Here is a 25,533-nt window from a genome sequence, read left to right as displayed (position 1 = left end):
ATCTTAATTAGATATTACTTTTTATCTAACCAATCTTTTCTGTTCTTTAAAACCTCTGGAGAAACTTCTAATCCAGCTTTTTCAAAAGACATAATTGTATAACTAGGATCTTTTATCAACGTAACTTTTGCGCTTCTTAATTGGTTATATCTGCTAAACTTAATCGTAACAGTATCTCCAATTTTATAATTGCTTAAAATTGCATTTACGGAGTTTCTGCTCCCAACAACGTGATTGTCTATTGCTAAAATTTTATCTCCAGAATTGATTCCTGCTTTATAAGCTGGACTTCCAATTTGTGGATTATTTCTTACAACACCATTCGAAATTGAAGCTCCAAAAAACACATCCTTACTATCTCGAGTTAAAACAACACCTACCTTTTTAAATAAAGGTTCGTAATTTGGCATTGCACTTTTATAGATAAAATGAGAAAAGAAATAATCTCCAAATAATTTACCTGCGTACTTATTTAAAACATTATTTAAATCATCAATAGTGTATGGTTTTTCTTTCTTTCTGTGCGTTTTCCAAAGCACTTTCATATAACCATCTAAGCTTAAATTTCCTTTTTCGTTACGTAAAGCCAAATCTAAAGCCAACCCTAAAGCACTTCCGTAAGAATAATAAGAAATAAATGTGTTTTCTCTATTTACAGGATCAACAGAAGTTGCTGCATCTACAAACGGAGCTTGATAACTCATTTCTATTGGATTAAAAAATGATCTTCCAGGAGAATTCCATACATAGTTAAAAGTTCCGTTTAAACTATTTATATAGCTTTCATGAGACATTAAACCTGCTCTTGTTAAGATTAAGTTTGTGTAATAACTGGTAAAACCTTCTGCAAACCATAATTCGCCACTCATATTTGCTTCTTCAAAATCAAATGGCTCTAAAGATTGTGGTCTAATTCTTTCTACATTCCAAGCGTGGAAAAATTCATGTGAAACAGTTCCGATATTACCTTTCATTCCGCCATTAGCCAACGTTCTTGTACTTGTTAAAACGGTTGAATTTCTGTGTTCCATTCCGTCTCCACTTGCATTTGGTACATAACAAGCTAAGAACACGTATTCGCCATAATCAAACTTTGGTAATTCGCCAAAAACAGCCATTTGTTGTAATACAACTTTTTTAACGCTTTCAAAATATTCATCAGCTTCTGCTTCTGTTCCAATATTATGTAATGCTAATTTTACGTTTAATTTTTCTCCGTCAGATTCAACTTCAAAAGAACGCACAAAATGATCACTCAATTCAGTTGGACTATCCATAAAATACTGCATGTTTGGAGCATAATAGGTGTTGTCGAACATTGGTTTTAATTGCGTTGCAATTTTCCAATCTTTTCTTGGGTTAAATGTAACTTGAATTGGAGTTTCCTTTAATGATGGCGCAAACATAAATGTTGCAGGAATATTTAAATGCGCATGTGTTTCGTCAATTTGAGCATACGTTCCTCCGCCTCTATTTGCAAATAATGTATACGTAACAATTACAGTTCCGTCATGATTATCTACATCCCATTGATATGGATTTGGACGCGTAATTTGTAAAGCTTCTCCTTTGCTGTTTGTTGCTTTTACATTGTAAACATTTTTAGCAAACTCATGAATTGCATATCTTCCAGGAGAAGATCTACTCATTCTAAAAGAGAATTGACCTTTTTTAATTTTTGTAAACGATACTTTAATTTCTGCTTCGTGGTGCACAGCATTTGGAAACGAAATATCGTAATTAATATAACTTTGAGCATTACTCATGGTAGTAATACAAAGCGATAACACTAAAATTTTAAGAATTTGTAAACGCATTTTTATAAGATTTTAAATAGTTCTTCAAAACTACACAAAATCTATCAATCATTTACATATTCTAAAATATCTGATGGTTGACAATCTAACGCCTTACAAATAGCTTCTAAAGTAGAAAAACGAATGGCTTTTGCTTTCCCAGATTTTAAGATGGATAAGTTAGCAGTTGTAATATCAATTATTTCTGCCAAGTCTTTACTTTTCATTTTTCGTTTGGCAAGCATTACATCTAAGTTTACAATTATTGCCATACGTTAAATTGTTAAGTCATTTTCTGATTGAATGGCAATTCCACGTTTTACAATTTGCGCAAAAATAAAGATAATAACAGATAAGAATACAAAATCGCTAGAGAATAAATACAATTCAAAATCGTTTTTTTTACCAATCAATTGCATATGTGTATTATGAATAATTGCAATGATCCACAGATAAAAAATGCAGTAACTTATTTTTTGCATAAACTTTTGTACATCCATATTAAAAGGATGTTCCATATTTAATTTCTGCAATAGTTTAATTACCAAATACGCAATGTAAGCTTCTACAGAAAACAGTAAAATTTTATACCCTATAATAAAAGAATAGTGCGTAAAGCTATAATTTCTATATTCAATAAGATTCATTCCTTCGTATAAATCTTTAGATACTGTTGCATTTTCTATACTCAATAAATAGGTAACTAAAATTGCACCAGCTTTAATCATTAATCCAATAAATGCAAACCATGAAAAGAACTTCATGACTTTTAATAGTTTTTCTGTTTTCATAACTTCTTATTTTTTATTCATAAACCAATGCACGTGTCCGCAATTATCACAGATTAAATTTTGTGCTTTTTTGTTAAGCCAATCGAGTTTAAAAAAAGTTAAAGCAGTTGTATTCATTAATGTTTCTCTTTCCCAAAAAGTTTCGTTTTTACAAACGGTACAACTTAACTTGTTTCCTTTTATGATCCTTTCTTTTGATATAGGTTTTTGTGCCATGTTATATTTTTTACATTGCAAAGATATAAAAATTATCGAAAAACAATAATAAATTATTAAAAAAGAATGATTTTTTAATTTAGAGTAACGTTTTTGTACAAGATTAGTTGCTTTTTTTAAGCACTAAGTTTAGTAAATAATTACTAAAGAAAAGAGTTGTTTTTTAGCTCAGCTATTTGTTGGTTTAGTTTTTTGCGAATTCAATTAACTGTTCATAATTACCATTATCAGCTTTTCTTAACGCTTTTATATATTGACTTCTTATCTCGTTAGCTTTAACCATATTTGATTGATGCCAAGAAAATATTTCATTCCCAAAAATTGATTCCATAATAATGTCAGCCATCATTCTAGAGTGCCTTCCATTTCCATTTGGAAAACAATGAATGGATACTATGCGGTGTTTAAATCTTATAGCTATTTCTTCTGGCAGAAAAGTTTTATTTTCTATCCAATATTTAGTGTCGTCTAATAAATTCTTTAATTCAATTCCAATTTGTGTCCACGGAATTCCAATGTTTTTTTCGGTCTTTCTAAACTCGCCTGCCCATTTCCATACATCACCATACATTTTTTTGTGTAAGTCTTTTACAAACTTTTCTGTTAAAATTTTTTCAGGTTTTAATTTTGTGTGAATAGTCCATTCTACTGCTTTTTCAATATTCAATTGCTCAAATTCATCCAGCTCTCCTTGAGTTGTAATTGATTTTATTTTAAGACCTTCCTTTTCTTCTTCGTCTAAAGGTGTTTGACCATCTTTATAATCAAATTCTAATCCCATAACGATTTTTTCATCTCTCGTTTTATTTCATTAGCAAGTTCTTTTATGGTTTTAGCCATCTTTTTATCTCCAATTCCTTGATCTTCTAATTTCATATTTTGATTGGTTCTTAAAACAATTTTTCTGGCAAGTTTTTCTGCTTTCAGTTGTATTAAATTATTGATGGTTCCCTCTTTTGGAACCAGCGCATAAACTAATTTTAAATCCATTGCATTAGCTACATCTTTTAAAGAATTAAGTGTTATTGTTCCATTTGCCTCACTTTCTTCAATTCTTTTTACACCTTGTCTAGTTATATTTAATTTCGTACCAAGTTGAGCCATTGTCATATTCAATGTGGTTCTAATTGTATTAATCCATCCACGTTCTGGTACCAGGACCTTACTGGTTTTAGAAAATGGTTGAAGCTTTTGGGCAAGCTGCTCAATTAAAAGTTTTCGTTTATTTCTCATTTTTTTTGTAACTTTTTAAGTTTACAAAAACACATATTTGTAAACATATATATTTACAAATATATAAAAAAGTAATTATATGTGTTTATAAAAAATAAAAAAAGTAAACAATAAGGTTTACTTTTAGTTGTTGTGTTAAATTACCAGAAACTTGCTTGTGTGTAATTTGTTGCGGTTAAAAGAACAATTTATTCTCCGTAGCAATTAATTATAAATGTTGTACGTAGTTATTCTTTTATTTGTTGTTTATTAAGTAGCTTGTCTTTTGCATTAAACCTCTTAATTATTGTTTTTCTTTTTTTATAATCAAACGTTTTGAACTCTTTTAGCTCTCCCAAGGAATTAAAATAATTTTGTCGTCTATAATCAAATTTTCCAAGTTTATATATTTCCTCTCTTTCAATAATTCCTTTTTTCTGTAGAATTTTATTTCTTTAAGTTTTCCATTTATAAAACTTCCTACTAGTCTTTTATTTCCATTTGAATACAAATCAATATATTTCTCCATTACAAATTTCGTTACAGTTTAAATAACTCCAACGCTGTGTGTAATTCATTTCCAAAACTCAATAATATTCTAGGAATTCTAATTATATCTTTTGTTTTTAAATTAATTGTGATTCTGTTAGAAGAAAACCATTCTCCGCGCATGACATAATAGGTTATATTTTTAGGTTTTTTGATCCAGGAATAGAATCAATTTCAAATTCAGCTTTTATATTTTTAGTAGAACACTCACTATAAAAGACTAAATTCAAATTTTCATTTCCGCTATTTTGACTAAAAGAAGAAAAGCTTAAAAGTAGAAAAAATATTGAATTTAGAAGTTTTTTCATAATTACATACAGCTAATTACATCAACCAAATATATTGATTTTAATTCTCTGAATAAGAAAATTTACTTAATATCCTTTAACAACAACTGAATACTCGTAAAGCCATTCCACGTATTTTCATCGATGTTATATACAATATCAAAATCATTTTTAATTAAAGGTAATTTATCTCCCAAACCAAAACCAATTGCGGTGTAGGTTTTGTTATCAGAACCGTAAATTAAATTGAGGCGTAAATGACTTTTGTCTTCGCCAACTTGTTTTCCAAATCCGTTATCTCTAACCGCAGCAGTTTTAAAAGTTGGTTTCATGTTTTGCGGACCAAAAGGCGCCATTTGTTGTATAATTCTAAAAAATTTCGGAGTAATATCAGAAAGTTCAATTTCTGCATCAATGGTAATTTCTGGAATTAATTGTTCTGGTAAAATGGTTTGTTGCACAACTTCTTCAAATTTCTGTTTAAAGTTTTCGTAATTCTCTGGCAATAATGTTAATCCTGCTGCATATTTATGTCCGCCAAATTGTTCAATAAATTCAGAACATTGTTCAAGTGCATTATACACATCAAATCCTTTTACAGAACGTGCAGAAGCGGCTAATCTATCGCCACTTTTTGTAAAAACTAGCGTTGGTCTGTAATGCGTTTCTATCAATCTAGAAGCCACAATTCCAATAACACCTTTGTGCCAATCTTCACGATAAACAACTGTTGTAACGTTTTTTTCTTCCTTGTTTTCTGCAATTTGTAGCAATCCTTCTTGCGTAATTTTTTTATCGAGTTCTTTTCTGTCAGAATTATTTTTTTCGATGGCTGATGCAAATTCAACCGCAGTTTCAAAATCCATTTCTGTTAATAATTCTACCGCATAATTTCCGTGTTTCATGCGTCCGGCAGCATTTATCCGCGGAGCGATGATAAAAACCACATCTGTAATGGTTAATTCTTTCTTTTTTAATTGATGAATAATTGCTTTAAATCCGTTTCTAGGATTTGTATTGATTACCTGCAAACCAAAATACGCCAAAGTTCTATTTTCGCCAGTCATCGGAACAATATCTGCGCCAATTGCCGTAGCAACCAAATCTAAATATGGCGTTAAATTATCAATGGTTTGATTTCTTTTGGATGCCAACGCTTGAATCAATTTAAAACCAACTCCACAACCACACAATTCATCGTACGGATAATTACAATCTGTTCTTTTCGGATTTAAAATTGCAACAGCTTTCGGAATTTCTGCGCCAGGTTTGTGATGATCACAAATAATAAAATCAATGTTTTTTTCTGATGCGTATGCAACCTTATCGATTGCTTTGATGCCACAATCTAATGCAATAATTAACGAAAAACCGTTGTCTTCGGCAAAGTCAATTCCTTTGAAAGAAACGCCGTAACCTTCGCCGTATCTATCTGGAATGTAAGTTGAAACAGTTGGATAAAAAGTTTTTAAATAGGATGAAACCAACGAAACCGCAGTAGTTCCGTCAACATCGTAATCGCCATAAATTAAAATATTTTCGTTGTTGGCAATGGCGGTTTCAATGCGATTTACAGCAACATCCATATCTTTCATCAAAAAAGGATCGTGCAAATCTTCTAACGATGGTCGAAAGTATTTTTTAGCTTCATCAAACGTAGAAATTCCACGTTGCAATAAGATTTCTGCAAGAGGTTTTTCTATGGATAATTCGCTAACAAGTTGTTTAATTTTTTCTTTTTCGGGTTTTGTTTTTAAAGTCCAACGCATAGCAATATTTTTGTTTTACTTATTCATTTTCATGCAAATGTATTTCTGTTGTTATTTTAGCAAATTGTCTAAACATTTCCATCACACCACAATAGGTATCAACAGATAAATTTACAGCTTTTTTAATTTTATCTTCTTTTAAATCAGTTCCGTAAAAATGATAAGCAACATGTACTTTATGATAAAATTTTGGATGCTCTTCTGTTAATTCTGCTTCAACAACTATTTTAAAATCTTCAGGTTCTGCACGCATTTTTTTCAAAAGCGAATCTACATCTAAACCAGAGCAACCAGCTAAAGAAGCAAGCATTAAAGCTTTTGGTCCAAAACCTACTAAATCGCCTTGATCTTCACTTGCATCGTACATAATTAGTGAGTTTCCACTCGGATTATCCGATTCTAAAATTCCGTTTTTTTTCCAAGATGTTGTTACTGTATTTGTTGCCATTTTTATATATGTTTTTACAAATTTACTATATTTTGAATTGGATGATGCAATCAATTAAAGAATCTAATTGTTTTTTTGTGTGATTTGCATTCAATACAATTCTATTGATTTTTTTGGTTGATGATGGATAATAGAAACTAGTAATTAAAATCTTATTTTTGTATAAATAATCAGCTATTTCTCCATTTTCAAAAAAGAAAACAGGATACTTTTCTGAAATCTTAACTGCTGTTAAATGTTTTAATTTATGATACACATAACTACAATTTTCTTGTAGTTTTTTTTGCTGATTTTGATAGATTTCTTTTGCGTTTACAAATGTTTCTAAAAAAGATGGACTCATACCTGCGCAACCAATAAATAACGAATCTGTTTTTATCAAATTGATAAATTCTCTACTTCCAGAAATTATTCCACCATTTACACCAAATGCTTTTCCTAAAGAAGCAACTACAATAAGTTCTCTGTTTTTTGCTTTCTTAATTTGAGATGAAATTCCATTTCCGGTTTTTCCTAAAACACCCAAACTATGCGATTCATCTAACAAAATAAACACAGTATTTGTATTGGAAATTGTGTTTAAAAATTCAAATGAAAAAGGCGTTGTTTCTAATGCGGCAATTGCATCAACAATAATACAAATCGATTTATTTTGTATGTTTTTTAATTCAGAATTTACCTCAGAATTTTCAAAAACAGGTTTTGCATCTTCCGTTAAAATCGCTGGATGCGTTTTTGGCATATAAAAAAAAGCATCTACTTTTTTTCGTAAACTTCGCAAAGCAAATTGTCCGGCTAATGTTCCAGAAGAAACAGTAACCGTGTCTTCTGTATTTAAAAAAGCACTTATATACTGTTCACTCTTTTGATATACAGCAAGTTTTAAATTGGCACTTCTAGAACTTCCATAAGATGTTCCCCATTTTAAAATACTTTGCGTAACCAATTCCTGAAAATTAGGCAATAACGGAATTCCTAAATAAGATGTTCCGCTAAAAAACAAAAACTCTTTATTGTTGATTATTGCTGTGGTATTTGGTGCTTTTTGTAATTGCATATTTACAGTAAGCTTCCGCCAATTCCGTTTTCATTAGCATACAAAATTACACCATCTTTAATAGTAATTCCGGTTGCAATGTCTTCTTTTAAAAGTAAGGTTCCGTCCATATCTACATAATCTAACAAAGGCAATAAATGTGCAATTGCAGAAATTCCGATGCTCGATTCTGTCATACAACCAACCATGGTTTTTAACCCTAAACCTTTTGCTTTTTCTAACATTCTTTTTCCCGGAGTTAAACCTCCACATTTTGTTAGTTTTACATTTACGCCATGAAATAAACCTGCACATTTTTCAACATCGCTTTCTACAATACAACTTTCGTCAGCAATAATTGGCAACGCAGAATTTTCATATAATTTTTTATGACCTTCAATATCATCAGCTCTTAAAGGTTGTTCTAAAAACTCAACACCTAACTCTTTTAATTTGAAGGAGTTTTCGATGGCTTCATCAGCCGTCCAACCACAATTGGCATCAATTCTAAAAACTGCATCTGTGTGTTTTCTAAGCTCAGTTACAATTTCAATATCGTTCTTTGTTCCCAATTTTATTTTATAAATCGGCCAAGGCAATGCTGTCATTTTAGCAACCATGGTTTCAATAGTATCAATTCCAATGGTATAATCTGTCATCGGATTATTATCAGCTTGTAAACCCCAAACTTCGTATAATTTTTTACCTTGTTTACGTGCGTATAAATCATTAAAAGCCATGTCTAAAGCACATAACGCAAACATATTATTTTTAAAAAGTGGCTGTAGTTTTGTCCAAAATTCATCTGGAGTTGCATCAGACAATGATTCAATAAAAGCTTTATTTTCGGTAATTTGATCATTCAAATTTTCCATGGTAATTTTATAATAATTATTTGAAGAAGTTTCTCCAAAACCTTGAAAACCATCATCTATTAACTCAACAATTAAAGTAGGTTGTGTGTTTCTAGATTCTCTAGAAATTGTAAATGTATGTTTTAAGACTAAGTCGTAAGTGTGTAATTTGAGTTTCATATAGAAAGTTTGATGAATTAAAAGTTAAAGTTATAAAAATAGATATATTTGAGGTTATAAAAACAGAAAAGATATGCCATTAGTAACACCATTATCCGCAAACCACGATTTAGAAACACAAGAATTAGCAGAATTCTTTAATGAAACCTTAGGGTTTTGCCCAAACTCGGTTTTAACAATGCAACGAAGACCAGCAATTTCTAAAGCATTTATCAATTTAAATAAAGCTGTAATGGCAAATGAAGGACGCGTAACATCAGCATTAAAAAGAATGATTGCTTGGGTTTCTAGCAACGCAACAGGTTGCAGATATTGTCAAGCGCATGCCATTAGAGCAGCAGAACGTTACGGAGCAGAACAAGAACAATTAGATAATATTTGGGAATATAAAACACATGCTGCTTTTTCTGATGCAGAACGCGCAGCTTTAGATTTTTCGTTGGCGGCTTCTATGGTGCCAAATGCTGTTGATGAAACTATTAAAACCGAGTTATATAAATATTGGAACGAAGGCGAAATTGTAGAAATGTTAGGCGTTATTTCTCTCTTCGGATATTTAAATAGATGGAATGATTCTATGGGAACATCAATTGAAGACGGAGCGGTAGAAAGTGGCGAAAAATATTTAGGAAAAACAGGCTGGGAAAAAGGAAAACACGTATAAATATTTTTAAAATATATGTAACGCATCATTTATGCTGAATTTATTTCAGTATTTTGATGCGTTTTTTACTTAAAACCCTTATTTTCTTTAGGATGTTCTTAGATATTTAACATAAATTTTAACAATTAGATAGACTCTCTTTTGCTATATTTACAGTTAACAAATTTGTAATCAACTTAATTTAAATTTTACACAATGAAAAAAATCCTACAAATTTTTGTGTTGTTTATTATGGCTTCAACAGCTGTAACTGCACAAAGTAAAGACCCAGTTGTTCAAAACATTATTAAAGAAGCGAATGACAACTCACAATTAGAAAGGTTAGGACACGAATTATTAGACGTTATCGGACCAAGATTAGTTGGTACGCCACAAATGAAACAAGCCAATGATTGGGCTGTTGCCAAATACAAATCTTGGGGAATTTCTGCAAGAAATGAAAAGTGGGGAGAATGGCGCGGATGGGAACGCGGAATTACGCATGTAGATATGACGTATCCAAGAGTTCAAAGTTTAAAAGCAACACAATTAGCATGGAATCCAAGTACTTCTAATAAAGGAGTTTCTGGAGAAGTGGTAATTATTCCTACAATTTCTGACAAAGCAGCGTTTCAACGTTGGTTAAAAACAATTAAAGGAAAAATTGTGTTGATTTCTATGAAGCAACCAACAGGAAGACCAGATTATAACTGGGAAGAGTTTGCAACGAAAGAATCATTTGAAAAAATGAAAAAAGACCGTAATGATGCTGCTAGTGCTTGGGCTCAAAATATTAGAAATACAGGATTTAATTCTAGAACAATAATTGCAGAATTAGAAAAAGCTGGTGCAGCTGGTTTAGTTGCTTCTAACTGGTCTAGAGGATTTGGTGTAAACAAAATTTTTAGTGCTAGAACTATAAAAATTCCAACAATTGATATGGAGTTAGAAGATTACGGAATGTTATACAGATTAGCAGAATATGGTAGCAAACCAAGAATAGATATCGTTGCAAAATCTAAAGAATTAGGTAAAGTAGATAACTTTAACACAATTGCAGAGATTAAAGGATCTGAATTCCCAAATGAATATGTTATTCTTTCAGCACATTTCGATTCTTGGGATGGTGGAACTGGAGCAACTGACAACGGTACAGGAACTCTAGTAATGATGGAAGCAATGCGTATTTTAAAGAAAATGTATCCAAATCCAAAGAGAACAATTTTAGTTGGTCATTGGGGAAGTGAAGAGCAAGGTTTAAACGGTTCTAGAGCTTTTGTAGAAGATCATCCTGAAATTGTTAAAAATATTCAAGCTTTATTTAACCAAGATAATGGAACAGGACGTGTTGTAAACATTTCTGGTTCTGGATTTGTACACGCTTACGATTATGTTGGAAGATGGTTAGCTGCAGTACCAAGAGATATTACAAAGCATATTGAAACTAATTTCCCAGGAACACCAAGTAGCGGAGGAACAGATCATGCATCTTTCTTAGCAGCAGGAGCGCCAGGATTTAATTTAAGTGCTTTAAACTGGTCTTATTGGAATTATACTTGGCACACAAATAGAGATACTTATGATAAAGTTGTTTTTGACGATGTTAGAAATAATGCAATCTTAACAGCAATTTTAACTTATATGGCAAGTGAAGATCCAAACAGAACTTCTAGAGAGAAAATTGTAATGCCAATCAATCCAAGAACAGGAAAACCAAGAGCTTGGCCAACTCCTCGCTCTCCTCAAAGAAAAGGTGGATTAGATTAATTTGTATTTAAACATAGTTTATAAAAAAACCTCATCAAATTGATGAGGTTTTTTTTATTTAGGATTTTTAAGCTTATTTATTTAAGTAGCTCTCAATATTTTCTCCATTTTACGACCTTTTGCTAATTCATCTACCAATTTATCTAAATACCTTGTTTGTTTTGTTAATGTGTTTTCGATTTCTTCAATTCGATAACCACAAATTACACCTTTAATAAGCTGCGCATTTTTGTGTAATGTAGCTTCTTTAAAAAAGGATTTAAATGTTACTTTATTTTTGATGAGCTCTGTAAGTTTTTTTTCATCAAAACCAGTTAACCACTCAATTACTTGATGCAATTCTTCTTTAGTTCTTCCATTTTTCTCAATTCTAGCTAAATAATGTGGATAAACAGAAGCAAAAGTCATTTTTGCAATTCGTTCATCGTGGTGACTTGTGTCGTTCATTTTGCGTTACTTTATTTACTCAATTCTTGAGTGATACTTGCAGCTTTTTCTTTTATAACAGTTTGCACTTTTTCTATTTCTGATTGTATCAATGAAACATCAGAAACCATATCAGAAGTTGTTGCTGCAGCTTTTACATACCAATCTTCCCAAGCGGCAATTATTTCTAATTGGGTCTTCACCTCATCTCCTTTTTCAATTGCTAATTTGCCTTGTTTTAACTCTTCATTTAAACGAGAAATTGCAGCGTTTTCAATATTTTTCAACACTTTTTTTGCAGTGTTTGCATCAGAGTTTAATAATTCAAAAGCAGAAACTAAGGCAGCAGTTCCAACATTTTTCAAGGTAGTTTTAGAAACTTTATCAATTCTGTCATTGTCTGTATGATAAAATTGATCAGTAAAATGCCAAAACAACACACTTGGAATATTTCCTCTTAAAAACGGAACGTGATCACTTCCTCCTTCATATGGATTTGTATTTACAACCCAGTTTGCACGTTTTCCCTGCGCTTTAAATTTTTCAATCACAAAATCATTTAAATAATGAGGTTTCATTTGATCTAACTTCATTTTTCTTCCTCCCCATTCTGTATGCTTGTCATTTCCACGTGTCCAAATTGCACTTGGATCTGGCATTTTTTCGATTAAGAAAGTTCCTCCAGTTTTTTCAGTGTCTTCACCAACCATATCTAAAGAAATTCCCCAAACAATATCTTTTGCTCTGATGCTATCTTCTTTTACATATCTTCCTGTAGAAACAATTTCATCTCCCCATAAAAAGGTTAATGTTCTCTTCGGATTTATTTTTCCTGCTTTTACCAATTTTGCTGTTAAAGAAGCCATTTCTAATGCAGCACCAACTCCAGAAGCATTATCATTTGCTCCAGGTTCTTGAATATGTGCGCTAAAAACCAACCGTTTTTTTGGTTGCTCACTTCCTTTAATATCAGCAACAATTGTTAATTCTTCTGATTTGTAAATCTTTGTTTCAATCTTAACATTTAAAGTGACTTTCCCTTTAGATAAAGCCGTTTTTAAACGTTCTTTTGCAGCATAAGACATGGCAATTCCCCAAGATTTATGAACTGAATCTAAAGGAACTGAACGAAACTGAATAGATGTTGTGTTTTTTTCTGGCTGCAAATATTTAGGATTACTATAAGTCATTACGCCAACAGCACCGCCATCAAGAACAGTTTTAAAAATTCTACCTGGACTTGTTTCTGCAAAAACAATTTTGCCTTTAACATTGGTAGTTTTTAATTTCTTTAAATCTTTAATATAAATTACTTCTGCAGTAACACCTTCTTTTGGAGTACTGTAAGAATTTAAAGCAATCATATTTCTATTAGTTGTATGTGCTAATAATGGATTAGCTTCTCCATTAATAATTATGTTAGCATCAACAGACTCCCATGTTGGTCTTTTTAGCGGCCTGGTTTCAATTCTGTATGTCAGCACATCTTTATCTGTGGCATTTTCTTCTAAAACATAACCATCTTTTTCTAATTGCGCTGCAATTCTGTACACACTTTTATTAAAACCTGTGTTGCCGACAACTCTCCAAAATTTTTCTACGAATGAAACAGTTTCAAAAGCCAATTCTCCAGTCATTTCTTGGTTGATAACATCAGCATATTCTGATGGTTTTAATTCTTCATTGGTGTTACACGCAATAAATCCGAATGCAAGTACTGCAATGGTAAAAACATATTTTTTAAACATGGCCATAAAGGTTTATAATAATAAGACCGAAAGATAAAGATTTAAAATAGATTATAAAAAGCAATTCTAATTGTTAGAAACCAATTGATTAAAAAAATATGAAAACTAAGTATTTTCTTTTTTTTAAAGTAAAAAATGCTATTTTAGTGCAAAAAAAAAGCCTTTTCTTTTTCAAGAAAAGACTTTTGAATTAGTATTGAAATTTTAATGCCCCTAATCATTAAATTTTAAATATTCGGTTGCAAATTAAAATATATTTTTTGGAAGAGCGGTTGTGAAAATTGCAAAACAGTTTTTTATGTTTTGTGCTTTTTAATTCTCATATAAAATATAGGCTAAAAAAAGGATATGAATTTAGAAGTTGATAAGCTATTTTGCCTTATAAAGCAAAAATTACCAGATACTATTTCATTTATTGATGAAATTGCAGATGTATTAAACATTAGTTATGACGCCATGTATCGGAGGATAAATGGCAAAACAATGCTTTCTTTCTCTGAAGCTTTAAAGCTTGCAAAGCATTTTAAAATATCTTTAAATTGTTTATACGATATTGAAGACAAAGAAATTTTTCATGTTTTAAAAAGAGGAAATACAAATTCTTTAGAAGGCTTAGCTACTTATTTTAATATTGTTACGAAATCAGCCAAAGAACATGCAAAATTTAAATCGTTAGAGATTTTTTATGCTGCCAAAGATTTACCTTTGTATTACCTACCACCAGGAACTTTATTTACTAAATTTCGTTTGTTTGTTTTTTCAAATGTTCATTTTGATGAGCCTTTAAAATCAACAATTAATTTTAAAGATTTTGTTGTTCCAGAATATTTAATCGCCGCAGCTAATGAATTTTCGAACACTTTTAGAAAGGTAAAACTTACAGAAATATGGAATGATACAACCATGAACGCGACACTTTATCAAATTTATTATTTTTTTGAACTGAATTTTATTGATAAAGAGGAAGCTTTAGAGTTGTGTAACGACATTATTAATGTACTAAAGGATGTGGAAAATGAGGTTATTAAATCTTCAACAAACAAATCCAAATACAATTTATATTACAACAAACTTATCAACTTGAACAATACGGTGTATTTAAAAACAGAGAAAACAAGCTCGTTAATTATTCCGTATACACGCTTGTCTTATTTTAGGGTTGATGATGAAGTAACCTGTAAAGAAGTTGAGGCGTATTTATATAAGCAGTTGCAATATTCGAAAAAAATATCGAACGACACCAATGTAGAGCGACAACTATTTTTCTCGTCAATGACTGAAAAAGTTGTGCAATTACAAAGGCAAATAGAAGTAAAAAGTCTTATTACTTTTATGTAAAAATTTCTGAAACTTTTTGTTTTAAAATTGGGAGTACTTCTTTTTCAAACCACGGATTTTTTGCCAACCAAAACCGATTTCTAGGTGATGGATGTGGCAATACAAAATAGCTAGGTAAATATTCAGGGTAATTATTTACTGTTTCTGTCAATGTTCTTTTTGCTTTTTCTTTTAAGTAATAATTTTGCGCGTACATTCCGATAAGAATTATCAATTCTATATTTGGCATGTTGTCAAATAATTGTTTGTGCCACAACGGAGCGCATTCTTTTCGTGGTGGTTTATCTCCACTTTTCCCTTTTCCAGGATAACAAAATCCCATTGGGATAATCGCAAACTTTTCTACATCGTAAAAATCTTTATCAGAAACATTGAGCCATTTTCGCAATTGTTTTCCGCTTGCATCGTGCCACGGAATGCCAGATTTGTGGACTTTAATTCCGGGTGCTTGCCCAATAATTACAATTTTAGAATTTTGATGCGTAGAAACTACAGGATTTGCGCCCAACTCTAAATGAGGTTCGCAAAGTGTGCATTTTTTTATTTCTGTGAGGAGGTTTTGCATCTTATAAAAATACAAATTTCTCGATAATTTTAAAACAACAATGTTCTGTCATCTCAACCGTGGTGGAGAGATCTCAATTAATTAGTTTACAGATTTCTCGACTTCACTTTGTTTCGCTCGAACAGACATTATTACATTTTAAAATTAGCAAATTGTTACATTAATCATTTCTTTCCTTCAACAACAACCACAATTTCTCCTTTTGGTGGTTTGTTGGTGTAATGTGCTAACACTTCAGTTGCAGTTCCTCTGATGGTTTCTTCAAATAGTTTAGTGAGTTCTCTAGAAACAGAAACCTGTCTGTCTGCTCCAAAATACTCCACAAAATGCCCTAAAGTTTTTACTAATTTATGTGGAGATTCATAAAAAATCATCGTTCTGGTTTCTTCGGCTAACAATAACAAACGTGTTTGTCGTCCTTTTTTAACAGGTAAAAATCCTTCAAAAACAAATTTATCATTTGGCAAACCAGAATTTACCAACGCAGGAACAAAAGCCGTTGCGCCAGGCAAACAATCCACTTCAATATTATGTTCTACACAAGCTCTTGTCAACAAAAAACCAGGATCAGAAATTGCTGGAGTTCCGGCATCAGAAATTAATGCACAGGTTTCTCCGTTTCTAATTCTGTTCAACACACCTTCAATAGATTTGTGCTCGTTGTGCATATGATGACTGTGCATTTGTGTGCTAATCTCAAAATGTTTTAATAATTTTCCGCTTGTTCGCGTGTCTTCTGCCAAAATAAAATCCACTTCTTTTAAAACTCTTACAGCTCTAAAAGTCATGTCTTCTAAATTGCCAATTGGTGTCGGAACTAAATATAGTTTACTCATTGTTCAGTTGTCAGTTATCAATAAACAATTATTAGTTGTCAGTTATCAGTTATTAATTGTCTGTGTACTACTATTGATAATTGTTCTTTGTTTATTGCTCATTGTTTAAATAGATTCATATGTTTCTACAGTAATATCTGCAATTACATCGCCTGTATGTTTAATGCTTAACGGTTCAAATAATAAAATATGAACTTCTTCTTTTGCAATTGGTTTGTGTGCTACGCCTTTCGGAACAATATAAAATTCACCTTCGTTTAGTGTTACTGTTTTATCTCGTAATTCAATATCTAAAGTACCTTTAATCACCATAAATAATTCATCTCCATCATCGTGTTTATGAAACACAAATTCGCCTTTTAATTTTGCTAATAAGATTTGTTGATTGTTTAATTCGCCAATTTTTTTTGGCGACCAATGATCAGAAAATAAGTTGAATTTCTCTTGAATATTTATTACGCTCATACGGCAAATTTACAAAAGAAAGTGTTACAAAACGGATTCAAATTCATTACAATCCAATCTGATTTCAGAATTTAAGATTTCTTTTTTTAACAAACCACAATGATGTTTGTCGTTGTTTTTTGAGTAAAATTTACAAGCGTAGCAAGTTCTTTGAACCGTTAAAATGTTTTTTTGATTGAGTTGATAAATTAATTCGCTTAAAGTTGTAAATAAATTTTCAAGATGATTTGTCTCAATATCAACCAACTTCTCTTTAAGCGGATTTAAAAAATCTTCGGTTTTCTTTACAGCAGCTTTTCCAGTATTTGATAATTGAATGGTGTAACTTCTAGTGTCTTTTGAAGAAAAATCTTTGACAATCAGCCCTTTTTTGTCGAGTGTTTTTACAGCATCGCTAATGGTTGGTTTGGTTACATTAAACTCTTTTGACAAATAACTTACGTTGCAATATGCTGCTTTATGATTTTCAATAAAAATGAGTATCTGAATCTGAATTGGACTCAAATTTAACTCTTTGGCTTTTTCCCAAAGCAATACTTTAAAACTTTCAGAAATTCGTTGCAATCCAACAAGAACTTTGTTGGCAACATTTTCATCTTGATTTTTTGGATTAAAAATACTGGTATTCATCATAAAAAAAGCCTGTCAAAATTTTAGTCTGACAGGCAAAGTTAGCAATCCTAATTAAATTAGTTGCAATTTTCCATTTCAATAATGTAAAATCCGTCTTTAGCTATTTTTTTAGCAACCATTTCTGGCGCTTCTTCCATATGACAAAATTGACATTCATTTGCACTTAACTCACCGGTTTTAAAAGGTTTTGTTTCTAAGTATTTCTTACCATAACCAAAAATTAACTGTTCATCGGTAACGGTATTTTGTACTAGAATATCAAAATGCATGATCTTGTCATCCGCTCTTTTTACATAGGTATCCCAAACTGAAACTTTCATTATTTTCTTTTTAAATTATCCACGAACGTCTGCCATAGAAGCTCCAAAATTAAGATGTAATACATTTCCTGTTGGAGTTACCAATGCTGGTACAGATTTTACGCCTGCATTATCTGCTTTGTCTAATTGACTTCTGTCTTCTCCTAAATGTACAATTTCTACATTAGATGCACCAATAAGATTTACGATATCGTGTTCTGCACTGATACAAACTGGACATCCTGCGTGATAAAAAATTGATTTTTTCATGTGTTTTAAATTTAAAGTTAATAATGATGCAAATATAGTAAGGAATCCTAACTAAAAAAATATTTTGATGTTTTTTTTGATATAAAGTAGAAATGAAGATTCTCAATAGCTGATATTCTTAGTATTTGATTAAATTTGCAGCTTATATAAAGAAACAACATGTATAGAAGTCATTCTTGCGGCGAATTAAGAGCATCGCACATCAATACAGAAGTAACCTTGGCGGGTTGGGTACAAAAATCGCGTGATAAAGGGTTTATGATTTGGGTAGATTTACGTGATCGTTACGGAATTACGCAATTAATTTTTGATGAAGATCGTACGCCAAAAGCCATTATCGATCAAGCAAAAACGCTTGGAAGAGAATTTGTAATTCAGGTTACAGGAACTGTTATTGAGAGAAGTTCTAAGAACCCTAAAATGAAAACTGGTGCTATTGAAGTGTTGGTTTCTAAGTTAGAAATCTTGAACGAATCGAAACTTCCGCCTTTTACAATTGAAGATGAAACCGATGGTGGAGAAGATATTAGAATGAAATACAGGTATCTAGATATTCGTAGAAATCCGGTTAAAGACAGTTTAATTTTCCGTCATAAAGTTTCGATGGAAGTTCGTAAATATTTATCTGATCAAGAATTTATAGAAGTTGAAACTCCGTATTTAATCAAATCTACACCAGAAGGCGCAAGAGATTTTGTGGTTCCAAGTAGAATGAACGAAGGTCAGTTTTACGCATTACCACAATCGCCACAAACCTTTAAACAACTATTAATGGTTGGCGGAATGGACAAATATTTTCAGATAGTAAAATGTTTTAGAGACGAAGATTTACGAGCAGACAGACAACCAGAATTTACACAAATTGACTGTGAAATGGCATTTGTTGAGCAAGAAGATATTTTAACTATTTTTGAAGGATTAACACGTCATTTATTAAAAGAAATCAACGGAGTTGAAGTAGAGAAATTTCCAAGAATGTTGTACGATGATGCGATGCGTTTGTACGGAAATGATAAACCAGACATCCGTTTTGGAATGGAGTTTGGCGAACTGAATGACGTTACACAACACAAAGAATTCAAAGTTTTTAACGAGGCAGAATTGGTTGTTGGAATTGCAGTTCCTGGAGGGAATTCTTACACAAGAAAAGAAATTGATAAACTAATTGATTGGGTTCGTAGACCACAAGTTGGTGCGCTGGGAATGATCTATTGTCGTGTAAACGAAGACGGAACATTCAAATCATCTGTAGATAAATTTTACGACCAAGAAGACTTGGCAAAATGGGCTTCAACAACAGGAGCGAAAGCTGGAGATTTAATATGTATTTTATCTGGAGAAACCAATAAAGTAAGAGCACAATTATCTGCTTTACGAATGGAATTAGCAGAACGTTTAGGATTGAGAGATCCAAAAGTATTTGCTCCGCTTTGGGTAATCGATTTTCCGTTATTAGAATTAGATGAAGAAACAGGTCATTATCATGCAATGCATCATCCGTTTACATCACCAAAACCTGGACAACTAGAATTGTTAGATTCAGATCCAGGAGCAGTAAAAGCAAATGCTTACGATTTGGTATTGAATGGAAATGAAATCGGTGGAGGTTCTATCAGAATTCACGATAAAAAAATGCAAGCAACCATGTTAAAACATCTTGGTTTTTCTGAAGAAGAAGCCAAAGCACAATTTGGATTTTTAATGGATGCTTTTGAATATGGTGCGCCACCACACGGAGGTTTGGCTTTTGGTTTGGATAGATTGGTTGCTATTTTAGGCGGACAAGAAACTATTAGAGATTTTATTGCGTTTCCAAAAAATAATTCAGGAAGGGATGTCATGATTGACGCACCAGCATTTATAGATGATGCACAATTAAAAGAATTGAGTTTAAAGTTAGATATGAAAGCATAAAATACCATTACTAAGAAGAATGACGAAGTAACTTTTTTTATGAATCATGAGATTGCTTCATTACATTTGTAATGACAAAAATTTATAAATCCTGTTCTAAATTTAGAACAGGATTTTTTTGTTACTTTTGATTATATGCTCAACTTTAAAAACATATTTACTAAAATTCATATTTGGAGATATAAATATATTTCTGAAAGACAATTTGTGTATGTTTTAAGTGTTTTAGTTGGGTTTTTAGCTGGTTTAGGAACCTTTATTTTAAAAGATTTAACCTTTCTTATTGAAGAGTTGTTACAAGGAAATCTTATTAAAGATTACCATTATACATTGTATTTTATATTCCCAATTATTGGTTTGTTTTTGGTGTATTCTATCAAAAAATTTATCATTAAAAAAGAAATTGGTCACGGAATATCTACAACATTGCATTCTATTTCTAAAAGAAACGGAATAATAGAACGCTATAAAATGTTTGCTTCTTTAATAACAGCTCCATTGACAGTAGGTTTTGGAGGTTCTGCCGGATTACAAGGTCCAGCAGTAAGTACTGGAGCCGCTTTGGGTTCTAATATTGCGCAATTGTTTCATATGAATACAAAAACCAGAATGTTATTGGTTGGTTGTGCAACAGCTGGTGCAATGTCATCCATGTTTCAAGCACCAATTGCTGCCATTATTTTTGCGGTTGAAATATTCAGTTTAGATTTGGCTTTTGCATCTTTAGTTCCGTTACTGTTGGCTTCTGTTTCTGCTGTAATTACTTCGTATTTTTTTGTTGGAACCGATGTTTTATTCGGATTTAAATTAGTCGATATTTTTCAAGTAGAAGACATTCCGTTTTATATAGCATTGGCATTTTTAACCGGAATTGCATCTGTCTATTTTTCTAAAATGTACTTTGCTATTGCAAACTTTTTCGATCGTTTTAAAAGTCCATTTAAAAAACTACTAATTGGTGGAATTGCCATCGGAATCATGTTGTATTTAATTCCGCCTTTATATGGTGAAGGCTATGGATTAATCAACAATTTATTAAACGGAAATACAGCAGTTGCTTTAAAAGACATTCCGTATAACATCGATTTAAACAATGTGTATATGGTTGTTTCTATGTTGTTATTAATTGGGGTTTTTAAAGCAATTGCGATGACAACAACTTTTGCTGCTGGTGGAGTTGGAGGTATTTTTATTCCGACATTATTTATGGGTTCTGCATTAGGAAATGCCATTGCAAAAATTATCAATCAATTAGGGTTTTCAGTTTCAGAATCTAATTTTACATTAATCGGAATGACAGGTTTAATGGCTGGAGTATTACATGCGCCATTAACTGCCATTTTCTTAATTGCCGAAATTACTGGCGGATACGAACTTTTTGTGCCATTAATGTTGGTTGCAGCAATAAGTTATGCATTTACAAAATATTTTGTTTCAAATTCAATTTATACAGTAGAATTAGCAAAAAGAGGAGAACTAATTACACACAATAAAGATAAAAATGTGTTGATGATGATGCGTATTGATAAGCTTATTGAAAAGAATTTTATTCCGATAAATTCAGAAATGACATTAGGAGAAATGCTTAAAAGTTCAGTCGCAAAATCGAAAAGGAACATTTTTCCTGTTTTAGATGAAGACAAACTTTTTTTAGGAATTGTTTTATTAGATGATATTAGACCAATGATGTTTGATCAATCTCAATACGATAATACACACGTTTCTGATTTTATGAAATCTGCGCCAGAAATTATTTTTCAAAATGATTCAGTAGAAAAAGTAATGCAAAAATTTAAAGAAAGTAGCGCGTGGAATTTACCTGTTGTAAACAACGGAAAATATGTTGGTTTTATATCAAAATCAAAATTATTAACAGCTTACAGAAATAAGTTGATAGAAGTAACAAGTTAATTTTCTGCTTTTTGTAGCTTTGCATAAACTATATTTTCACCAAATGAAAACACTTCTTAAAATACTATTCATCATCTTTATCCTTTGGATGAGTGTTGGAATTTATTTACTAAAAACTCAACATCCAAAAGCAGAAATTGTAATGGGTTTAGGTGTTTTTTATCTATCTTTTTTGTTGATGCCAATTTTTATTTTTCATAGATATAAAGGCGGTAAATACAAAAAATATCAATTAAATGATGAAAAGATTAAAGGTTGGATGAAAAACAAAGATTCTTAGTTTAAAAAAATGATTTCTTTATATCTTTGCTACTTATGATAGACGAAAGAGAAGTAACTTCAGAAAAAGCGGTTTTAATTGGTGTTATTACACAATTTCAAGACGAAACGCAGTCTGAAGAATATTTAGATGAATTAGAGTTTTTAACATTAACTGCTGGTGGAATTGCTGTAAAAAGATTTACACAAAAATTAGAAAAACCACATCCAAAAACCTTTATTGGAGCAGGTAAATTAGAAGAAGTTGCTACATATATAGAGTCACACAATATTGGTACCGCTATTTTTGATGACGAATTATCGCCAGCTCAAATAAGAAATATTGAAAAAGTTTTAGATTGTAAAATCTTAGATAGAACCAATTTAATCTTAGACATTTTTGCACAAAGAGCACAAACAAGTTCAGCAAAAACTCAAGTTGAATTAGCACAATGCGAATATTTATTACCAAGGTTAACAAGACTTTGGACACACCTTGACAAACAAAAAGGTGGAATTGGAATGCGTGGTCCAGGAGAAACAGAAATCGAAACAGACAGACGTATCATTCGTGATAAAATTACCATTCTAAAAAAGAAATTAGCAACCATTGATAAACAAATGGCTGTACAACGAAAAAACCGTGGAAAAATGGTTCGTGTTGCGTTGGTTGGTTATACCAATGTTGGTAAATCAACATTAATGAATGTGATTAGTAAAAGTGATGTCTTTGCAGAAAATAAATTATTTGCAACCTTAGATACAACGGTTAGAAAAGTGGTTGTAAAAAACATTCCGTTTTTAATGACAGATACGGTTGGGTTTATTAGAAAATTACCAACACAATTGGTAGAATCTTTTAAATCAACTTTAGACGAAGTTCGCGAAGCTGATTTATTATTGCACGTTGTAGACATTTCTCATCCCAATTTTGAAGATCATATTGCATCGGTAAATACTATTTTAGACGAAATAAAAAGTGCCGACAAACCAACAATTATGGTTTTTAATAAAATTGATGCATATGCTCACGAAACAATAGACGAAGATGATTTGGTTACAGAAAAAACCAAAGCACATTATACCTTAGAAGATTGGCAAAAAACATGGATGAAAGACATTGAAATAACATCAGTTTTTATGTCGGCAATAAACAAAGAAAACATTGAAGAGTTTAAGAAAAAGGTGTATGATGAAGTAAAGAAAATTCATGTTGCGCGCTTTCCATATAACAACTTTTTATATGATGAATATACAGTAGAATAATTACTACTCTTTATCATCTGTAAAATCAAAATCATCAATAATTCCTAAACGTTTTGCTCTTCGTTCCCAGCTTTTTCTGGCTAAAACTTGTAGGTCTTCAATATTATCCATTTCATCCATAATTTCTAAACCAAGCAAGGTTTCAATCATGTCTTCTTGAGTAACTAAACCGCTTACAGAGCCGTATTCATCTACAACCAAAGCAATATGTTCTTTTTGTTCTATAAGTTGAGCAAATAAATCAGGAATTGGTAAACCTCTTTGCGTTACTAAAATATTTCTTTTAATTTCTTTTAATTGTAGATTTCCGTTTCCTTTTATAATTGCTTCTAACAATTGATCTTTTAAAAAATAACCGGTTATCTGATCAGAATTTCCTTCGTATAAAGGAACCCTAGAAAAGCGCAAGTTCGGATTTTCATCAAAAAAATCTTGTATGGTTTGTGTTTCGTCAGAAGATTTTAAAACAGTTCTTGGGGTCATAATATCTTTTACCAAAACTTCTTTAAAGTTTAATAAGTTTTTAATTATTTTACTTTCAGACTCAACAAAAACTCCTTCTTGCTCAGCAATATCTGTCATTGCAGAAAATACTTCTCTACTTAAAACAGAAGCGTGTGCAGGCTTGCCAAAAAGTTTGGTAAATAATTGCAAAAACCATAAAACACCTGTCCATTTAAAAATAAAAAGCAAAATGGTTAATGTTGTTGTGCTAAACTTTGCTAATTTTCTCCAATGAGTTGCACCAATTGTTTTTGGAATTATTTCAGAAAGAATTAAAATTAAAACTGTCATAATTGCAGAAACAATACCCACAATATTAAATCCTAGAAGCTCTATTTTATAAGGTAGCTTTTCTGCTTCTACTCCAACTAAAATTGCACCTACTGTATGTGCAACTGTGTTTAACGTTAAAATAGCAATTAGTGGTTTATCAACATCATTTTTTAAATGCTCTAGTTGAGTAGCAAAAGATTTTTTTTCTTTTTTTTTAATTTTAATAAATGTTGGTGTAACACTTAGTAAAACAGCTTCTAAAATAGAGCAGAAAAAAGAAAAGAAAATAGAAAGTGTAGCAAATACAATTAAAAGAGTCATACTATTATTTGATTGGTTAAATATACAAAAAATGTATCGCTAAATGATATAAATTGATAAATACAAAGAGCTAGCAAAAAGCTAGCTCTTAAAGTAGATGTATTGTTTTTTAGAAAATATAATTTACGCCTAAACCAAATACTTCTTTAAACTGAACTTTACTTGTTGCGTTGTCGTCAACAATTGTATGAAAATTTAAGTTTGTAGATAAGTATTTATTAATTTGCATTACAAAGTTTAATTGATAATCTAAATCAATATTTTGTGGCTTCTCTAAATAATTAGAATACACATTTAAGATATTTTCCATTGAAATATTTTCCATTATAGTTGTTTTATGGTTTATTGAACCATTAAAACCAAATTCGTAATGAGCATTTTTCCCTAAATCTGTTCCGTATTGACCAGAAAACTCATCAGAAACCATGGTGATTTTAGACGTTAATGGAGCTAGATTTATTTTAAATTTATCTGATTTTTTCCATAACATACCAGGACCAAAACTTAAATAACCTGGCGCTAAAAAAGCTGAGGTTTTTACTTTTGGAGTTATTTTGTAATCATATCCGTTAGTAAATTGTGTTTTAAAATTTAAAAAGAAAGAATACGACCAGTTTCCTTTCGCTTTTTTACCGTATAAAGAGTTAAACTCGAAACGGTCATCTGTTTTTCTTGTTCCGTTTCCTTTAACGTTATTTAATCCATAAGCTAATATTATTTTGTTATCCCAAGTAGTATTTTCTTTCGAGTAATTAAAGTCATAATTTATTCCTAAGTTTCCAGAAATAGTATTGTCTCCACCAGAAATCCAATTCGAAAAAGAAGATTGATTTACTAAAAAAGAAATATTTCCTGTTTTTTTCCAGTTAGAAGTTGGTAAATCAGTTTTTTCTTGAGCTTGAATTTGAACTATAGCAACTAATAATAACGCAATGGTAATTTTTTTAATCATTTTTTT

General features: G+C 31.1%; 28 protein-coding genes. 7 read left to right on the top strand and 21 right to left on the bottom strand.

What is annotated here, in order from left to right:
* Nucleotides 1-14: 14 nt before the first annotated feature.
* From ABDX67_RS01185 to ABDX67_RS01135, 11 genes are all read right to left on the bottom strand, one after another.
* Nucleotides 15-1,817 carry a M61 family metallopeptidase gene (locus ABDX67_RS01185; protein ID WP_347172918.1) on the bottom strand — a complete coding sequence of 601 codons (1,803 nt, stop codon included), beginning with the start codon at nt 1,815-1,817 and terminating at the stop codon, nt 15-17.
* A 44-nt stretch (nt 1,818-1,861) separates the two neighbouring features.
* Nucleotides 1,862-2,068, bottom strand: a complete 207-nt coding sequence (locus ABDX67_RS01180) for a helix-turn-helix domain-containing protein (RefSeq protein WP_347172916.1) — start codon at nt 2,066-2,068, stop codon at nt 1,862-1,864.
* 3 nt (nt 2,069-2,071) lie between these two features.
* The gene (locus ABDX67_RS01175; RefSeq protein ID WP_347172915.1) at nt 2,072-2,587 is read right to left on the bottom strand and encodes a DUF2975 domain-containing protein; all 516 of its coding nucleotides are present in this window, start codon (nt 2,585-2,587) and stop codon (nt 2,072-2,074) included.
* Nucleotides 2,588-2,593: 6 nt separating this feature from the next.
* Complete coding sequence (locus ABDX67_RS01170; RefSeq protein ID WP_347172913.1) at nt 2,594-2,803, bottom strand: hypothetical protein; 210 nt, start codon at nt 2,801-2,803, stop codon at nt 2,594-2,596.
* A 184-nt stretch (nt 2,804-2,987) separates the two neighbouring features.
* On the bottom strand, nt 2,988-3,584 hold the full coding sequence (locus tag ABDX67_RS01165) for a mobile mystery protein B (RefSeq protein WP_347172911.1): 597 nt from the start codon (nt 3,582-3,584) through the stop codon (nt 2,988-2,990).
* Nucleotides 3,575-4,036 carry a mobile mystery protein A gene (locus tag ABDX67_RS01160; RefSeq protein WP_347172909.1) on the bottom strand — a complete coding sequence of 154 codons (462 nt, stop codon included), beginning with the start codon at nt 4,034-4,036 and terminating at the stop codon, nt 3,575-3,577. Before ABDX67_RS01160 ends, ABDX67_RS01165 begins: the two co-directional genes overlap by 10 nt.
* A 325-nt stretch (nt 4,037-4,361) precedes the next feature.
* Nucleotides 4,362-4,544, bottom strand: coding sequence for a hypothetical protein (locus tag ABDX67_RS01155; protein WP_347172907.1), 183 nt, complete (start codon nt 4,542-4,544; stop codon nt 4,362-4,364).
* A 390-nt stretch (nt 4,545-4,934) separates the two neighbouring features.
* The gene (gene recJ, locus ABDX67_RS01150; RefSeq protein ID WP_347172905.1) at nt 4,935-6,620 is read right to left on the bottom strand and encodes a single-stranded-DNA-specific exonuclease RecJ; all 1,686 of its coding nucleotides are present in this window, start codon (nt 6,618-6,620) and stop codon (nt 4,935-4,937) included.
* Nucleotides 6,621-6,639: 19 nt separating this feature from the next.
* The gene (locus ABDX67_RS01145; protein WP_347172903.1) at nt 6,640-7,068 is read right to left on the bottom strand and encodes an OsmC family protein; all 429 of its coding nucleotides are present in this window, start codon (nt 7,066-7,068) and stop codon (nt 6,640-6,642) included.
* A gap of 25 nt (nt 7,069-7,093) precedes the next feature.
* Nucleotides 7,094-8,125 carry an aminotransferase class I/II-fold pyridoxal phosphate-dependent enzyme gene (locus ABDX67_RS01140; RefSeq protein ID WP_347172901.1) on the bottom strand — a complete coding sequence of 344 codons (1,032 nt, stop codon included), beginning with the start codon at nt 8,123-8,125 and terminating at the stop codon, nt 7,094-7,096.
* A gap of 2 nt (nt 8,126-8,127) precedes the next feature.
* Nucleotides 8,128-9,138, bottom strand: coding sequence for a dipeptide epimerase (locus tag ABDX67_RS01135; RefSeq protein WP_347172899.1), 1,011 nt, complete (start codon nt 9,136-9,138; stop codon nt 8,128-8,130).
* A gap of 73 nt (nt 9,139-9,211) precedes the next feature.
* Here ABDX67_RS01135 and ABDX67_RS01130 point away from each other — a divergent pair, with 73 nt between their 5' ends.
* Together ABDX67_RS01130 and ABDX67_RS01125 are read left to right on the top strand one after the other, a co-directional pair.
* Complete coding sequence (locus ABDX67_RS01130) at nt 9,212-9,802, top strand: carboxymuconolactone decarboxylase family protein (protein WP_347172897.1); 591 nt, start codon at nt 9,212-9,214, stop codon at nt 9,800-9,802.
* Between the two features lie 195 nt (nt 9,803-9,997).
* Nucleotides 9,998-11,548 (top strand): M20/M25/M40 family metallo-hydrolase, encoded by a 1,551-nt coding sequence (locus ABDX67_RS01125; RefSeq protein ID WP_347172895.1) that lies wholly within the window; start codon nt 9,998-10,000, stop codon nt 11,546-11,548.
* A gap of 81 nt (nt 11,549-11,629) precedes the next feature.
* On the opposite strand, the gene ABDX67_RS01120 is transcribed toward ABDX67_RS01125, so the two are convergent.
* Nucleotides 11,630-11,995: a DUF2200 domain-containing protein gene (locus ABDX67_RS01120; protein ID WP_347172893.1), complete on the bottom strand. Its 366-nt coding sequence runs from the start codon at nt 11,993-11,995 to the stop codon at nt 11,630-11,632.
* 11 nt (nt 11,996-12,006) lie between these two features.
* On the bottom strand, nt 12,007-13,722 hold the full coding sequence (locus tag ABDX67_RS01115) for a M28 family peptidase (protein ID WP_347172891.1): 1,716 nt from the start codon (nt 13,720-13,722) through the stop codon (nt 12,007-12,009).
* Nucleotides 13,723-14,070: 348 nt separating this feature from the next.
* On the opposite strand from ABDX67_RS01115, the gene ABDX67_RS01110 reads away from it, so the two are divergent.
* Complete coding sequence (locus ABDX67_RS01110; RefSeq protein ID WP_347172889.1) at nt 14,071-15,060, top strand: helix-turn-helix domain-containing protein; 990 nt, start codon at nt 14,071-14,073, stop codon at nt 15,058-15,060.
* Here the strand turns inward: ABDX67_RS01110 and ABDX67_RS01105 are convergent.
* The 6 genes from ABDX67_RS01105 to ABDX67_RS01080 all read right to left on the bottom strand — a co-directional run bounded on the left by ABDX67_RS01105 (nt 15,053) and on the right by ABDX67_RS01080 (nt 18,128).
* The gene (locus ABDX67_RS01105) at nt 15,053-15,625 is read right to left on the bottom strand and encodes a uracil-DNA glycosylase family protein (RefSeq protein ID WP_347172888.1); all 573 of its coding nucleotides are present in this window, start codon (nt 15,623-15,625) and stop codon (nt 15,053-15,055) included. The two genes, ABDX67_RS01110 and ABDX67_RS01105, sit on opposite strands and share 8 nt — an antisense overlap.
* Nucleotides 15,626-15,789: 164 nt before the next feature.
* Nucleotides 15,790-16,461, bottom strand: a complete 672-nt coding sequence (gene rsmI / locus ABDX67_RS01100) for a 16S rRNA (cytidine(1402)-2'-O)-methyltransferase (protein WP_347172886.1) — start codon at nt 16,459-16,461, stop codon at nt 15,790-15,792.
* A gap of 105 nt (nt 16,462-16,566) precedes the next feature.
* A complete protein-coding gene (locus tag ABDX67_RS01095; protein WP_347172884.1) occupies nt 16,567-16,926 on the bottom strand; it encodes a cupin domain-containing protein in 360 nt (119 codons plus the stop codon).
* 24 nt (nt 16,927-16,950) lie between these two features.
* Complete coding sequence (locus ABDX67_RS01090) at nt 16,951-17,559, bottom strand: MarR family winged helix-turn-helix transcriptional regulator (RefSeq protein ID WP_347172882.1); 609 nt, start codon at nt 17,557-17,559, stop codon at nt 16,951-16,953.
* Between the two features lie 56 nt (nt 17,560-17,615).
* Nucleotides 17,616-17,879 carry a DUF2024 family protein gene (locus tag ABDX67_RS01085; RefSeq protein WP_347172881.1) on the bottom strand — a complete coding sequence of 88 codons (264 nt, stop codon included), beginning with the start codon at nt 17,877-17,879 and terminating at the stop codon, nt 17,616-17,618.
* A 15-nt stretch (nt 17,880-17,894) separates the two neighbouring features.
* Nucleotides 17,895-18,128 (bottom strand): thioredoxin family protein, encoded by a 234-nt coding sequence (locus tag ABDX67_RS01080; RefSeq protein ID WP_347172879.1) that lies wholly within the window; start codon nt 18,126-18,128, stop codon nt 17,895-17,897.
* Nucleotides 18,129-18,287: 159 nt separating this feature from the next.
* Here ABDX67_RS01080 and aspS point away from each other — a divergent pair, with 159 nt between their 5' ends.
* The 4 genes from aspS to hflX all read left to right on the top strand — a co-directional run bounded on the left by aspS (nt 18,288) and on the right by hflX (nt 23,477).
* Nucleotides 18,288-20,042, top strand: a complete 1,755-nt coding sequence (gene aspS, locus ABDX67_RS01075) for an aspartate--tRNA ligase (protein ID WP_347172877.1) — start codon at nt 18,288-18,290, stop codon at nt 20,040-20,042.
* A 135-nt stretch (nt 20,043-20,177) separates the two neighbouring features.
* Nucleotides 20,178-21,953 carry a chloride channel protein gene (locus ABDX67_RS01070; RefSeq protein ID WP_347172875.1) on the top strand — a complete coding sequence of 592 codons (1,776 nt, stop codon included), beginning with the start codon at nt 20,178-20,180 and terminating at the stop codon, nt 21,951-21,953.
* 43 nt (nt 21,954-21,996) lie between these two features.
* Nucleotides 21,997-22,233 (top strand): hypothetical protein, encoded by a 237-nt coding sequence (locus tag ABDX67_RS01065; RefSeq protein ID WP_347172873.1) that lies wholly within the window; start codon nt 21,997-21,999, stop codon nt 22,231-22,233.
* 35 nt (nt 22,234-22,268) lie between these two features.
* Nucleotides 22,269-23,477, top strand: a complete 1,209-nt coding sequence (gene hflX, locus ABDX67_RS01060) for a GTPase HflX (protein WP_347172871.1) — start codon at nt 22,269-22,271, stop codon at nt 23,475-23,477.
* 3 nt (nt 23,478-23,480) lie between these two features.
* Here the strand turns inward: hflX and ABDX67_RS01055 are convergent, their stop codons facing one another.
* Complete coding sequence (locus ABDX67_RS01055; protein WP_347172869.1) at nt 23,481-24,575, bottom strand: CNNM domain-containing protein; 1,095 nt, start codon at nt 24,573-24,575, stop codon at nt 23,481-23,483.
* A gap of 109 nt (nt 24,576-24,684) precedes the next feature.
* Nucleotides 24,685-25,524 carry a DUF3078 domain-containing protein gene (locus ABDX67_RS01050; RefSeq protein WP_430438064.1) on the bottom strand — a complete coding sequence of 280 codons (840 nt, stop codon included), beginning with the start codon at nt 25,522-25,524 and terminating at the stop codon, nt 24,685-24,687.
* Nucleotides 25,525-25,533: the final 9 nt, after the last annotated feature.

It is taken from the genome of Polaribacter uvawellassae, assembly GCF_039748955.1.
GTDB lineage: Bacteria > Bacteroidota > Bacteroidia > Flavobacteriales > Flavobacteriaceae > Polaribacter > Polaribacter uvawellassae.
Note: the sequence above shows the minus strand (reverse complement) of the source record. Positions and strands in the feature narration are given on the sequence as shown.

Bases quoted from the DNA above. Each gene is read 5' to 3' on its own strand.
- ABDX67_RS01090 (WP_347172882.1), bottom strand. From the start codon at position 17,559: ATGATGAATACCAGTATTTTTAATCCAAAAAATCAAGATGAAAATGTT.
- ABDX67_RS01085 (WP_347172881.1), bottom strand. From the start codon at position 17,879: ATGAAAGTTTCAGTTTGGGATACCTATGTAAAAAGAGCGGATGACAAG.
- ABDX67_RS01065 (WP_347172873.1), top strand. From the start codon at position 21,997: ATGAAAACACTTCTTAAAATACTATTCATCATCTTTATCCTTTGGATG.
- ABDX67_RS01095 (WP_347172884.1), bottom strand. From the start codon at position 16,926: ATGAGCGTAATAAATATTCAAGAGAAATTCAACTTATTTTCTGATCAT.
- ABDX67_RS01180 (WP_347172916.1), bottom strand. From the start codon at position 2,068: ATGGCAATAATTGTAAACTTAGATGTAATGCTTGCCAAACGAAAAATG.
- hflX (WP_347172871.1), top strand. From the start codon at position 22,269: ATGATAGACGAAAGAGAAGTAACTTCAGAAAAAGCGGTTTTAATTGGT.
- ABDX67_RS01130 (WP_347172897.1), top strand. From the start codon at position 9,212: ATGCCATTAGTAACACCATTATCCGCAAACCACGATTTAGAAACACAA.
- ABDX67_RS01125 (WP_347172895.1), top strand. From the start codon at position 9,998: ATGAAAAAAATCCTACAAATTTTTGTGTTGTTTATTATGGCTTCAACA.
- ABDX67_RS01170 (WP_347172913.1), bottom strand. From the start codon at position 2,803: ATGGCACAAAAACCTATATCAAAAGAAAGGATCATAAAAGGAAACAAG.
- ABDX67_RS01080 (WP_347172879.1), bottom strand. From the start codon at position 18,128: ATGAAAAAATCAATTTTTTATCACGCAGGATGTCCAGTTTGTATCAGT.
- ABDX67_RS01110 (WP_347172889.1), top strand. From the start codon at position 14,071: ATGAATTTAGAAGTTGATAAGCTATTTTGCCTTATAAAGCAAAAATTA.
- ABDX67_RS01145 (WP_347172903.1), bottom strand. From the start codon at position 7,068: ATGGCAACAAATACAGTAACAACATCTTGGAAAAAAAACGGAATTTTA.
- ABDX67_RS01175 (WP_347172915.1), bottom strand. From the start codon at position 2,587: ATGAAAACAGAAAAACTATTAAAAGTCATGAAGTTCTTTTCATGGTTT.
- ABDX67_RS01120 (WP_347172893.1), bottom strand. From the start codon at position 11,995: ATGAACGACACAAGTCACCACGATGAACGAATTGCAAAAATGACTTTT.
- rsmI (WP_347172886.1), bottom strand. From the start codon at position 16,461: ATGAGTAAACTATATTTAGTTCCGACACCAATTGGCAATTTAGAAGAC.
- aspS (WP_347172877.1), top strand. From the start codon at position 18,288: ATGTATAGAAGTCATTCTTGCGGCGAATTAAGAGCATCGCACATCAAT.
- ABDX67_RS01105 (WP_347172888.1), bottom strand. From the start codon at position 15,625: ATGCAAAACCTCCTCACAGAAATAAAAAAATGCACACTTTGCGAACCT.
- ABDX67_RS01140 (WP_347172901.1), bottom strand. From the start codon at position 8,125: ATGCAATTACAAAAAGCACCAAATACCACAGCAATAATCAACAATAAA.
- recJ (WP_347172905.1), bottom strand. From the start codon at position 6,620: ATGCGTTGGACTTTAAAAACAAAACCCGAAAAAGAAAAAATTAAACAA.
- ABDX67_RS01055 (WP_347172869.1), bottom strand. From the start codon at position 24,575: ATGACTCTTTTAATTGTATTTGCTACACTTTCTATTTTCTTTTCTTTT.
- ABDX67_RS01160 (WP_347172909.1), bottom strand. From the start codon at position 4,036: ATGAGAAATAAACGAAAACTTTTAATTGAGCAGCTTGCCCAAAAGCTT.
- ABDX67_RS01070 (WP_347172875.1), top strand. From the start codon at position 20,178: ATGCTCAACTTTAAAAACATATTTACTAAAATTCATATTTGGAGATAT.
- ABDX67_RS01185 (WP_347172918.1), bottom strand. From the start codon at position 1,817: ATGCGTTTACAAATTCTTAAAATTTTAGTGTTATCGCTTTGTATTACT.
- ABDX67_RS01165 (WP_347172911.1), bottom strand. From the start codon at position 3,584: ATGGGATTAGAATTTGATTATAAAGATGGTCAAACACCTTTAGACGAA.
- ABDX67_RS01135 (WP_347172899.1), bottom strand. From the start codon at position 9,138: ATGAAACTCAAATTACACACTTACGACTTAGTCTTAAAACATACATTT.
- ABDX67_RS01155 (WP_347172907.1), bottom strand. From the start codon at position 4,544: ATGGAGAAATATATTGATTTGTATTCAAATGGAAATAAAAGACTAGTA.
- ABDX67_RS01115 (WP_347172891.1), bottom strand. From the start codon at position 13,722: ATGTTTAAAAAATATGTTTTTACCATTGCAGTACTTGCATTCGGATTT.